This is a genomic window from Leptolyngbya sp. GB1-A1, assembly GCF_039962475.1.
Classification (GTDB): Bacteria; Cyanobacteriota; Cyanobacteriia; order Elainellales; family Elainellaceae; genus Leptolyngbya_A.
The window spans coordinates 39,769-52,306 of record NZ_JAMPLI010000035.1; the positions used below are offsets into that span (position 1 = coordinate 39,769).

Sequence of the window (12,538 nt, forward strand, 5' to 3'; positions counted from 1 at the left end):
AATCCATCATGGCTGAGCTTGACCCCTTTTCCCCCGATCTCGCTGATTCTGAAGAATCAGCCCAATCCGAAGCAGCAGAACCGCCCACGCAGGTTTCCTACCGTCCCCATAGTCAGGGGCGATCGATTCAGACAGTTTGCCCTCCTACAATGGCAACGCCGATGAGCGTCAGTCTCGATCGGGTAGAAGCCGTCACCGGGCAATCAATCGATCCGTTTGTCGCCGATCGCCTGGGCATTGACCAGGAAACCCTGTTCCAGCGGTATGCGGCAGAACAAATTGACTGTCTCTCGATTGCCTTTCTGAACCAGGATCGTGGACGACCAACGCTCATTGGCAACGATACAGGAACCGGAAAGGGGCGGATTGTCAGCGGTGTCCTATCGCCAGTGCTAGCAGACGAAAATAAAATTGCCGTTTTTATTACCGCCAAGCCCGATCTCTACGTCGATATGCTGGCACGGGACATGATCGATACGGGTGTTCGAGAGCAGGTACGCCCATTTTTCACCAATTCAGGCTTAAATCTTGAACTGACCTCTCCTGATGGCGAAGTGCTGGGCACGATCGAAACGCCCTCTAGTAGGCAGCACCAGGCGGACACGCGAGCTTTGATTGAGGAGTTCCGGGCAACCGGGCAACTGGGCGAATACAACTGCATTTTTACCACCTATGACCAGCTCGCGCAGAAAGGGTCACTGAGGCGTGAACTGATTGAAACGATCGCGCCCAACGCAACGTTTGTGCTAGATGAGTGCGACCTGGGCGGTGGGGCATCTGGTCCCACTCCGCCCCTAACAGAGAAAGACCGACAACGCGCTCTCATGGGGCAGGATATTCGCAGCGTCTCCACATTCTTAACCCAGAGTGTGCTGCCCTACAGCGATGCCTATGTGCTGCTATCAGCGACGGCATTCAAAGACCCCTTTGTGATGACTCGACTGCTGTACTCCAAGAGTGAAATCAAAGAGACAGGCATTGATCGAGAAGCCCTGGCAGAGCGGCTGGTCGCGCAGGGCATTCCAGGACAGCAGGACTTTACTAACAAACTGGCTCTGTCCGGTGAACTGGTGCGACTGGAAAAGAGCATGGAGGGGATTACCTTTCAGACCGAGGCAGTTCCCGTAAATCTGGAAGCGGTCGATGCCGCAAGCCGGATTACCTCTAAAATTGTGCAATTTGACCGCGCCAAGCAAGAAGCGGTTGAAGTGCTGAGGGATATGTATGCCGGAGCAGGTTCAGCCATTCAAGGCAGCGACGGCAGTGCAGGCACTCCCAGCGTTGATTCCACCAACTTCACCAGCACAGCATTTAATTTTCAGCAGCAATTTCTGTTCTTCCTCAAAGCGGAAGCGGTTGCAGACCGAGCCATCGAATCGATCGAAGCAGGGCGCAAACCCGGCATTATTTTCTTTAACACGATGCAGGCGGCGATTGAAACCCACCTGGACAATAAGCGGGAGGATATTGAGCAGGAAGTTCTACAGGAGCTTCAGGAGGAGAACGGAGGAGAGCCTGTCCCGGACGAGCAGGTACAGGAGGTTGCTAGAACGCGATATCACGAATGGCTGCGGGGCGAGCCTGCCCCAGAGATTACCTTGAACCTGGGAGATTTGCTAGAGCGGCAGCTTGACCGATCGCGCATGGTCACGATCAAAGATGCTTACGGTGAGCGAAGACGGCATTACCTGACCGATGAGGAATTGGGCAGCAGAGCCGTTGCTCTGGACAATGAGATTCGCTTGCTCTGCCAGAACACCGATTGGGGCGACATCAAGATTAGCGGTGTAGATGCCGTGTTGCAGCGTGTAGAGGCAGCAGGCTATATGATCGCGGAAATGTCGGGGCGTAGTCTGGGAATCGATTACAGCGGCGACACGCCACGATTCCGGGAAGTGGATGCGAGCAATCGGGACGTGCGAGCAGCCGCTAAAAACGGCTTTAACAACGGCGAGAATGATGCCCTGATCACGAACATCACAACGGGCTGGTCTGGGCACGCGAGCCGAGGAGTGCGCGACCAGCGGCAGCGGGAAACAATTCTGGCGCAGGCGCATCCAGACGGGAATAAGCTGGTGCAGTCGCTAGGACGATTCAATCGCGTTGGGCAGGTTGACCCAAGCCAGCATGAGCCGAACTGGACTGATAGCAACGGGAATCCAGGCTGGGGTGAGGTGCAGGGCAATCACGGTATCCCTCCGGCATTTGGATTGCCCATTATGACAATGGTGTATGCCGATGGCGTAGCGTATGAGGAACGCATTACGGCAAACATCAACCGGAAGATGGCAAGCCTTAACGCCAACACCACTGGCTCACGCAATTCTGGCGTGAATCTGGGCGATGTGGATTTCCTCAATCCTTATGGCGATCAGGTTGCCTGGGATTTGATGAACGATGACCCGGAACTTCATGAGAAGCTCGATTTTCCGCTGGGAGAGCCTTTCCCCTACAAAGAAAGTGTGGCAGGGGCAATGGCAAAAGTGACCGGGCGCAGCTTGCTCCTGCCGCTGGACGAACAGCGAAAACTGTTTGACACACTGAAGCAAAACTTTACGGAGTACATCGCGCAGCGTGAGGCGATCGGTGAATCGCCAATGGAAGCCAAAACCCTTGACTTACAGGCAAAAACAATCGGGCGGATTGAAGTCGCTCCGGCTAGATCAGAGAGCCTCTTTGCCGGAGCCACTTACGTCGAAGTGGTGCAGGCACGATCGCTCAGGAAACCCATAACTGAGGAAGCCGTTGCTAATCAGGTGCGTAAAAGCCTGGGGATGGACAAGGTTGATGAAGCGATGATCCGCGAGTTTGAACCGAATGGAGAACCGCGAACGCTGGGTAAAGCAGCGATGGAAGCTCGGATTCAGGCAGTACAGGAAGTTGTCGAGAATAGAATTAAATCGCTCGACGCTCGAATTGACTTTAAGAAACAGAGGTACGAGAAAGAATCCCCCATTATTCAAAAGCGACTTGATGATCTACACGCACAGCTCAAGCCAGTGGAAGAACAGCAGCGGCAGCACCTTGAACAGCAGCAGATCATGGAGCAACAGCTTCAGGCAATCCCTGAAGAAGACACAGAAGCGAGGGCAAAGGTTAAAAAGCCGGAACCCAACAAGGAATTAAAGGAGGCGATCGACAAACTGAATAAAGCGATCAAAGCTGAGAACAAGGCAAAGACTAGGCTGGACAACGAAACCAATACCTATCAGGAACAGCAGCAAAAGGAATCCGTTCAAGAGCGATGGAAGGCAACCAAAGAGCGGCTTGAGCTTTGTCCAGTGGGTCAACCCGTCCATCTTTACGATAAAGAACTCGGTTCAATCTATGGAATTGTGACCAACGTGCAGCGTGTGGAGGGCATCAAAAATCCGCTCGCAGGTGGCGCGTGGAAGATTAAGTTTGCGCTGGCGGATGGGGCACAAGAAATGACCCTAAAGCTATCCGATATCAACGTCCCCAAAAAAGTACAGGTTCTCCAGGCTGAATCTGTGGTTCAATACAGACCGCCCTTTGATCGCATCCCGGTTCATCGAATGTTTAGCGAACTTCAGCAGGAGCGGTTCGAGACACGCCAGATTGTGACGGGCAACCTGCTGGCTTCTCCGGTAGGTAGGAAGTACATCAACTTCACCAATAATCACGGACAGGTACGCCAGGGATTACTGCTGCCGCGCAGCTATGACATTGAGGAAGCTCTGGAGAAAATGCCTGTGGTGCTAAAAACCCGCGAACAGCAGTCAACCTTCCTGGCGAAAACGGCAGGGTCAGGCGCAAAGATGCAAACGGCTGATGAAGGCTTAAAGCTTCAGCACACGACACGAGCAATTGGCGGATCACCCCAGGCAGGACTGCTGCTGGATGTGCCGTCTTCTAAAAAAGGCGGCGGCAAATACTTCAAAGATGCTGATCTGATGGCGATTGTCGAGGGCGGCGAATTTGAAAAGCGCAGTAAAGGAATGCAGGGCTTTATTCCCAGTTCCCGCATTGGTGAATTTCTCGACCTGTTACATCAAAAGTTTTCCGGTCAGCTTGCTGTGACCGACGAATACTACAAACCGCTGGCGCGTGAAATCACAGGCAGCGAGGTTCAGATGATGGAGTGGTTCAAAGACGACCAGCCTCTTGACCTGGCAGCTCAGGAACTCGAATTCTCGACCGAGGGTATTGCCGCTCGCATTGCTGAACAAAAGGCGCAGGCACAGCAGAAGAAAGAAAATGAAGAACGTGGTCGGCAGGAGCGAGCATTGCAGTCTGGGGATCTCGATGCAGCAAAACCCTCTGGTGAAGCACAGAAGCGAGAAGTCTCCCAACACCCGGATCTAGAAAAACTGGTGCAGGTGTTTGAAGCACATTTCGGGACAGGTGGCAGGTTCGATCGCATCACCGATGCGCGGAAGTTTGCGCTTGCCACGCTTCAGGATCGGGGCAGTGACTTGGCGAAGACGCTAACCAACAAGCAGGTGGATGAATGTATCGAAAAGTCACTCGTGCGGGTAGCGCGAAACATCACGCAGTCCCTAGAGCCGATGACCAGCTTTGACTTGCTGGTTGATCTGTACGATCGTCAACCTCACCTCAGTTCGCGCACATCCTCCAGCATTCTGCTTCAGCAGTACAGTACCCCCACCCCGATCGGGCGACTGGCACAGCAGCTTGGAGACATTCATCCTGAAACGACTGTGTATGAGCCGACTGCAGGTAACGGTTCACTGCTGACCAATGCCAGCCCGGACAAAGCGATCGTGAATGAAATCGATGGGCGGCGAGCCAGTGAATTGCAAGCACAAGGGTTTGCTGTCACTCAGCACGACGCGACGGAGTTTGCACCCCAGAAAAAGTCGGTAGAGCGGGTGATCCTTAACCCGCCCTTTGGTGCAGCCACGGACCCGACGACCGGACACACAAAGCGGTGGACGATCGAGCTTGACGATCCGGCTCCGGGAACGCGTCCCTATGAAACGAGTGCAGTAGACCATGCCATCACGTTTAAGTCCCTGAGCGCGATGAAAGACGATGGAAAAGCGGTTGTCATCCTGGGTGCGCCGATGGAGCAGAAGATGGGCTACGACGCTTCTGGGGCATATAACGAAGGGCAGACGCGATCGTTCTTCTTTACGCTCTACAACAACTACAACGTGGTTCAGCACTTCACTGTCACTGGGGATAAACTCTACGACAAGCAGGGCACAACCTTTCCAGTTGATGTGATTGTGATCGGCGGACGGGGTAAATCTGAATTGCCACTGCCTGCGGTCACGCCTCCACCTGCCTATCGTACCTGGGAAGAACTGCGGGGCGTAATGGCAGAATCTCTTGGATACGAGTTTTTGTTCAGAGACGAAGACAAGACGCTGCATCCAGAGGTTCAAGCCATGCTGGATCAGCTTCCGGCTGAATATTGGCAACAAATGGACTCGGCTCTAGGATTGTTTGAGGAGGACACGCAGCCAGCCCGACAGGATCTACTCCAAAGAATTTCCGATCGGGTGAAATCGGGAGAAACGCTAAACGAAGCGATCGTTCAGGTCGGTGAAGATCTCCGTAGCCGCAAGCTGGAGTTTGAATCCGCAGAAGATCTTGCCATCAGCGAAGCCAAAGTTCACGAACTCTCGGAAGCAATTCGAGAAGGATTGGGCATAAACCTTTCAGACTCGCATTCAGAAGCAGAACCAACTAATGAAGCAAAGCGGCTGCATGAGATTGAACTGGCAGAAGCAATTGATCAACCTTCTGCGGATGACCGTTATTTGCCGGAGGACGAACCTACGCCTGAGTCTGAGCCAACACCTGACCAAGCAGCATCACCTGAACCTCCTCCAGAAGACGAAGCAGATGAAGCATTCTCCTCTGTCGTTGCCACAACAGAAAGCCCGTATGGAGAGCTAAGCGTTCAGATTATTCCTGCCGTTGATGACGATGAATTCTACCTGCTCAAGTTTGAGGGTGTGACAGCAAACTGGCACGGGTATGCCAACATCTTTCGAGATGAAGCTCTGCCCAAATCCAAGTTTGAGCAGATGGAGGGGTTTGATTCCCTTCAAGATTATGCTCGATTTGCCGTCGAGGAGGTGAATGCTCAATTCTTAGCAAATCTGGGACAGGAGAGCGATCGCATTCTACCCATTCTGAAGCGATGGCTGAAAACGAATGACCCTGCTGCAATCGATGACTTCCTATCGCAATACCCCGAAGCAGATCGTCATGGCATCCCGCCAGAACTGCAAAAGCTAGTGGTGCAGTTTACTCTAGAAAACGCTACCCCTCAGATTGACACCCAGGAGAAGGTCAGTTCTGCGACGGTATCTGAAGCAGAGCCATTGGAACAATCGCGCATTGTGATTCAAAGCCTGGTGACAGGTGAGCAAACGTTTTTGGATGCTCCGCCTTTATCTGGGGGAGAACCTTCGCCTCAACCTGCTCCGCCTGAACCTGTGCAGGAGCAGACGACCGAACAGGCACAATCTCCAGAAGCAACAAACGCAGAGCCACCTCGAATTCTGCCTGCGCGTGAGCAGCTAAGGCAGGCGGAGAAGAACATTGCAAAACTGCTAAATCAAGCAGGACTCACGGCTGCGATTGTGGACGGCAATCTGAATGAGGACGATTTCTATCTCCGAGTTGAGAACGAACCTTATCTGCCTCTGGTTATTGAACGCCACCAGGACAAGCTCTATCTGACCCACTACCGGGATTATGATGGTGAACTGGTTCACGATGGCGAAATGATCTTCCAGGTTCAGCCCACAGATACCGGAGACTTCAGACTTCGCTTTTTAGAAACGGCTGTTCAAAATCCATTCTCAGGCGGCGAGTCTCGCGCTCAAGATCGCTCCTTCGCCACGGTATTCTCGCGTAACCTGATTCACCAGGAATTTGGCAGCGCGGCATTGGAAGCCTATACAAAACAGCAGTCGCAAGAGGCAGATACGGAAGCAGCCGCAACCGCTGCAATACCTCAATCTGTCGAAGCTGTTAATACGGAAACTGAGGCAATCTCCAGCAGTGCAGATGCCAATGTAGCCGAAACACCGGAAGTGCCCTTGCCTGCGGGAGAGACTGTAATCCAATCAAGCAACGTGACTCCCATTCAGGAAAAACCTCAGAGCGACCCTCAACCGCCCATTCCTGATCAGACTGCCAAAATTCTAGACATGACGCAGCAGGTTATGCAGCAGCATGACCCACAGACCGTAGCGGCATTGCAGCAGCCGAACGAGGAAGGCTGGAGTCCTTCGCTCAGCCAACTGCGACTGTGCTTTATTGCGGCACAATCATTGGGTCGAGACACCAGCGAAATTGCCCAAATTGCTGAACAGGTGATTGCAGGTACACCGGAAGCAGATAAGCCAAAGTCTGAACGTGATCCAAATTTTGTAAATCCTAACGTTAGGATCAGTGGAGAAACGCTAGAACGGATTAAGTCGCACATTGGGGATGCTCGCTCCCAAGCAGTGATGAACAACTGTCAGCAGATTCTACGGGATTTGGGCAAGCCTCAACGAGGAAATCCAAACTGTATCGAATTTGCGAAGCCAAATGGCGATCTCATCATTACTTTTGACCGCACGACGAAGACTCTTACAGCGTTCTCCAGAAAACAAGACAGAACACTCCTGAAAGCCGTTGAAGGTGTAGTGCAGGAGGGACAGACTGACGACGTGAAAGCTCTGAAACAGAAGACAACAAAGTTTCTGGAACACACTCAGCAGCAGGCACAACAAATGGCTTGACATCCTCCCATGTCTAAAGAACGTGGGATTCCTAAGACTCACGACTTAGGTTTCTGCTTCGTAGCACCTGCCTTCCGAGACTTACTCTCTTCGGGTCTTACGGTCGCTCCACAGACTGACACGGTGTGTCCCACCGCCAAGAGATTACGAGCCGCATTTACATCGCGATCATGGTGAGTTCCACAATGAGGACAATCCCACTCACGAATATTCAACGGCAGTCGCTCAATAATGTGACCGCAGTTCCCACAGCATTTAGAACTGGGAAACCACTGGTCAATTTTGACGAGCGTTCGACTATACCACTCGCATTTGTACTCCAGTTGGCAAACCATCTCACCCCATCCCGCATCGCTAATTGCACGAGCGAGTTTATGGTTCTTGACCATGTTCTTCACAGCCAACGACTCAACGGCGATCGTTTGGTTTTCACGAACTATCCGGGTCGTAACTTTGTGCAAATGGTCTTTTCTGGAATTCGATATCTGCTTCTGAATCCGGGCAACTTTCACCCGTGCTTTATCTCGATTGCGCGATCCTTTTTCCTTCCGGCTCAGGGACTTTTGCGCTCGCTTCAATCGCTTGTAATGGCGGTTAAAGTGTTTCGGGTTGGCAATCTTCTCGCCAGTCGAAAGCGTGACCAGGCTGCTGATTCCTGCATCCAATCCCACCGATTGAGCAACGGGTTCAAGTTTCAGGTTGCGCGGATCGTCAAAGCGAATGCTGATGTACCACTGACCAGACGGATTCAGCCTGACAGTCACGGTAGACGGCTCAGCACCTTTCGGCAATTGTCTGGACCATCGGATATTCAATGGTTCAGAACACTTTGCCAAATATACTTTGCCGTCTTTCCACTTGAATGCAGACTTGGTGAACTCTGCACTGCCGCCATTCCGCTTCTTTTTGAAGTTGGGATATTTCGCCCGACCCACAAAGAAGTTCGTGTAGGCGGTTTGCAGATGCCTCAATCCTTGCTGCAAGGGAACACAACTCACTTCATTCAAAAACTGGAGGTCTTCTTGCTTCTTCCATTCGGTCAACAGTGCAGAGGTCTGGTTATAGCCGATTCTCTGCTGTCTCGAATACCAGGCTTCAGTCCGTTCTGCCAGTGCTCGGTTATAAACCAATCGCACACAGCCCAAAGTCCGACGCAAGAGATGTTCCTGTTCGGGTCTGGGATAGAAACGATAGCTGAAAGCCTTGTCTGTCATAGCTTCTATTTTAACACTTCCTTTGTGAAGCATTGCATTATTGGCAGCCTTCGACTGCCGCTCCTATCCCTCCCACCCTTTCAAGGGTGGGTTTCCCGGCGATCCATATGAGGATTTGAGGACAATGAAATTACTATCTCCCTATGAGCAACAATTTCAGGCACTTGGCGTTGACCCCAGCACAGCGGCTCAGGCTGGAGCGATCGTCCAGAAGCAAGCCAACGATCCCTCCTACACCCTGAGCAACGAGGATCAAAACATTAGAAACGCAGCCTTTCAGCAGATTCTACAGAATCAGCTTGAAGCCGCCATGCAGCAACAGCAGGAGGAACAGGAGCAGCGGCAGCGCGAGGAGGAAGAACGAATTAATGCAGCCGTTTTTGAATACGTGCGATTGCTCGAGCAGGCGCAGGAAACCGAGTCGATCGGACTAATTGATGCAGCGGCGGCAGTAAAACAGCAATTGCTGGCTGAAGGTGTCTTGGAAGCTGAATTTAATCAGCGCGTTAGTGCGATCGATGGAGTGCTGTGGTCAGAGTCCTATGACTACGACGAGAGCGACGACAGCGCATTTGAAGCACGGTGGCAAAAGGAAACGCAGAGTATAGGAGTTCCAGGCAACCTACAGCACTCAGAATTGCTTGACGACCGCTTCCGCGAACTCAGAGAACAGCAGCTTGAGCGAAACGAGGATGAACAGGAGCGGCGGCGATTGCGGCATCACGTCCAGCAGGCAGATCTTGACCTTTGAGCTATCAACCCTTTAACTCTTAAGACAATGGTTTCATTTAATCGAAAAACACTGTTTGGATTGATTGTCCTGGTAGCTGGGTTTATGGTTGCGATGGCATCCGTGGAATCGCTAGAACAAAGCGTTATTAACCACATTTCTCAATCCCAACCGCAGGCAGTCTTAGATGTTCAAGCCCTGCCGATTGCCGCTCAGTTCAGGGTGAACAATCGTGTCATCAAGCTAGAGGTTGCGCGAACCATCCAGGAACGGCGGATTGGGCTAATGAATCGTCCCCGGATTGATCCCGATCGGGGCATGGGATTCGCAGTTAGCCCTCCACGCGACGTTGAAATCTGGATGAAGCAGATGCGGTTTCCGATCGACATCATCTTTTTACGAAACGGCAGAATCAAGGCAATTCAGCTAGAAGCTCTGCCCTGTCAAACTAAAGTTTGCCCGACGTATCAGGCAGGAACTCCAATTGATCAGGTGATTGAACTGGCAGCAGGACAGGCTAACAACTTGGATTTGAAAGTCGGAGACTTACTGACGATTACGCAAATTCAGGACCCAATCCAAGCTGCTCCACTAAAATAACAATGTTCTGATTTTTAAAGCTGATGGGCTTTACGCTCCCTTTTGTAATACTGTCAAAATTTTGTAAGGTTAAAATATAAATCTTACAAAAAGGAAGAGATATTAGGAACCTCCAATTCTGCTCCGCACATATCGCTAGGGCAGGTGGAAAAGTTTACCAACAAACTGGCAAGAACGAGATCCCCGATCCTGCCTGCTTGTACAGTAGATTCAAAAATTTATTCCTTGTCTAGACTGATTGGATTCAGGTTAAACCTGACCTCGCCGTTCAAGAAACCACCCCGATCGTCTCCATCAGCATTAACGTTGGTGTGATTGTTCAGGTAAAACAATCCTTCTCCGTCACTCCGGGCAGCACTGGCAGCAGCTTGTTCTTCTGGAGTTAAAGCGAAGTCACCAGAGATTGTGCCAGATTTGGCATCATTTTGTTCCACGCTTAACGTCCGAATAATCGTGGCATCTGCCTCTTGTTCTGGCGAGAAGTGTAAATGCACTCCAGTCGGCTCAAACCCTTTAGATTCAGCATCAGCCCGGAATCGATTCACAAGATCCTGGGGAGCATCATTGCTGAACACTGTCGCATCTTCGGCAGCTTGCTCATTGACCCCTTCTGCCTCAAACAGGGGCACAGCGTCAAAGTTGCTAAAGCTTCCGTCAATCTTTAAGCGACCCTCTTCCAGCACCGCAGTTGCACTCATTTCCCCTGGAGAATCGTTCGGGAACGGAAACTCATCGGGTCCGGTTCCAGAACCACTAAACTCAATCCGCTTCTGTCCAGCAGAAATGAAATCATTCCCATCATCCCCGGTCAGGGTATCACTCTTACCCTCATCGCCATCGTGCTGAGTGTAGCCACCGTCAGAAGTGGATCGCCCACTGGGAGGTGGGGGAGCATCATTGTGGCTATGTCCCAATGCTTGATCTAGCGAGTGTGCAAGTTCAGCGTCTTGCAGTGAACCACCCTGACCCGAACTAGAATCGTGCGATTCCTGGGGAACAAAGGCATCTGCGACAGCAGCTCCGTGTCTATCATCGTGAAATCCTGCCATAAAGCATCTCTCCTATCCTACTTAGAAAAACTATTGAGAAAACCTGTTAAGCCTGCTCTACTAAGTCTGGTGCGGCACTCTCATCAAAAACTACAAAGTTCTTTTCAGATAAATCCTCGGCGTTCGTGAATCGCGTTGCTGCCAGCGTGTGCCCTGTGTCTCGATCGAGGATCAGTGTATTGTTCTCGCTATCTAATGGTTGCTCCAACCCACCCTTGTCAGGGTTTTGCCCTTGACCATAAATAATGCGGTCAAGGGTCAATCCCTCTCCAAGTGCAAACTTGTCTGTATTCGTATCAAAGTCTAAAATGTCAGCCGTAGCTTCTAAATCCAGCACAATCACGTCATTGCCAAATCCAGTCGCGATCGTATTAAAAGCTCCTTCTGTATCGCTTTTAATCACATCGCTATCGCTTCCGGCGATGATCGTATTGGTTCCACCCTGACCATCGAGCAAATCACCCGTTTCTCCTAGAAATTGAGTAACATCCCCGCTCACTCGCTCAACCTGATTCGGGTCAAGTCCTCGTGGGTTAGCAAGTTGGTCAGGGGAAAAGTGATTTGCTTCATTTGATGCGACATCAGATCCAGAATCCTGATTGTCTTCACTGGAACCACGTGTAACAGGGTCTTCAAGTGCTTTCGACAGTGATTCATCCAGGCTTGCTTCTTGCAAATCTGATCCCTGTCCACCTGAAAAGGATTTCGATTGCGATTGAGACTCACCTGCTAGATCAATTCCGCCTTCATCTTTCAGGTCTTTCGAGTTTTTATCATGCCCGAAGGCATTCCCATTTCCATGTCCAAATTCGCTCATGGCAACCTCTATTGCTCCAGTGAAGTGTGCAAAAAATAGAAACGCTGACTGCCAATTGACCTGCTCCTTATCTCATTGTAGGCAAGTTAATTGGACTAACTTTTTAGCTCTAGTATAGTTACCGAAAAATTTAATAAGCTCATGCTTTTGATAGAGGCTACTCCTTTATCAGGTAGGCAGAACGGCGTACTTGAATCCCAAAATCACTTTTTCTACAACTGAATACATTGCGAGGGTTCCTTATGAGCAGGAGTAAATTGCAGTTTTAGGAACCCCTGCTACCTAGTAGCCTGCCACATGAATTATGACAAGCTGGCGGTTGGATAGAGACGCTTGAATTTGGTGCGGGCATCGACGGTAGAAAAACGCCAATTGACCGTTGCTTTGTTTTGATT

The 12,538-nt window shown here is 51.1% G+C and carries 6 protein-coding genes; 3 read left to right on the top strand and 3 right to left on the bottom strand.

The genetic code is table 11. The features are described from left to right. Positions 1 to 8 precede the first annotated feature (8 nt). Entirely contained in the window at positions 9 to 7,733 is a 7,725-nt protein-coding gene (locus NDI45_RS23110) for a hypothetical protein (RefSeq protein WP_348249036.1), read from the top strand. Between the two features lie 38 nt (positions 7,734 to 7,771). Here NDI45_RS23110 and NDI45_RS23115 read toward each other — a convergent pair whose 3' ends face one another. After that, entirely contained in the window at positions 7,772 to 8,947 is a 1,176-nt protein-coding gene (locus NDI45_RS23115; protein ID WP_348249038.1) for an RNA-guided endonuclease TnpB family protein, read from the bottom strand. A 124-nt stretch (positions 8,948 to 9,071) separates the two neighbouring features. Here NDI45_RS23115 and NDI45_RS23120 point away from each other — a divergent pair, with 124 nt between their 5' ends. Together NDI45_RS23120 and NDI45_RS23125 are read left to right on the top strand one after the other, a co-directional pair. After that, entirely contained in the window at positions 9,072 to 9,698 is a 627-nt protein-coding gene (locus tag NDI45_RS23120; RefSeq protein ID WP_348249040.1) for a hypothetical protein, read from the top strand. A 27-nt stretch (positions 9,699 to 9,725) separates the two neighbouring features. Continuing rightward, positions 9,726 to 10,277, top strand: a complete 552-nt coding sequence (locus NDI45_RS23125) for a DUF192 domain-containing protein (RefSeq protein WP_348249042.1) — start codon at positions 9,726 to 9,728, stop codon at positions 10,275 to 10,277. Between the two features lie 218 nt (positions 10,278 to 10,495). Here the strand turns inward: NDI45_RS23125 and NDI45_RS23130 are convergent, their stop codons facing one another. Together NDI45_RS23130 and NDI45_RS23135 are read right to left on the bottom strand one after the other, a co-directional pair. Next, complete coding sequence (locus tag NDI45_RS23130; RefSeq protein WP_348249044.1) at positions 10,496 to 11,326, bottom strand: hypothetical protein; 831 nt, start codon at positions 11,324 to 11,326, stop codon at positions 10,496 to 10,498. Positions 11,327 to 11,372: 46 nt separating this feature from the next. Beyond that, a complete protein-coding gene (locus tag NDI45_RS23135) occupies positions 11,373 to 12,143 on the bottom strand; it encodes a hypothetical protein (protein ID WP_348249046.1) in 771 nt (256 codons plus the stop codon). Between the last annotated feature and the right edge of the window lie 395 nt (positions 12,144 to 12,538).

What these genes read in the sequence shown, in the direction of transcription:
- NDI45_RS23135 (WP_348249046.1), bottom strand. Translation starts at nt 12,143, where the DNA reads ATGAGCGAATTTGGACATGGAAATGGGAATGCCTTCGGGCATGATAAA.
- NDI45_RS23130 (WP_348249044.1), bottom strand. Translation starts at nt 11,326, where the DNA reads ATGGCAGGATTTCACGATGATAGACACGGAGCTGCTGTCGCAGATGCC.
- NDI45_RS23110 (WP_348249036.1), top strand. Translation starts at nt 9, where the DNA reads ATGGCTGAGCTTGACCCCTTTTCCCCCGATCTCGCTGATTCTGAAGAA.
- NDI45_RS23120 (WP_348249040.1), top strand. Translation starts at nt 9,072, where the DNA reads ATGAAATTACTATCTCCCTATGAGCAACAATTTCAGGCACTTGGCGTT.
- NDI45_RS23125 (WP_348249042.1), top strand. Translation starts at nt 9,726, where the DNA reads ATGGTTTCATTTAATCGAAAAACACTGTTTGGATTGATTGTCCTGGTA.
- NDI45_RS23115 (WP_348249038.1), bottom strand. Translation starts at nt 8,947, where the DNA reads ATGACAGACAAGGCTTTCAGCTATCGTTTCTATCCCAGACCCGAACAG.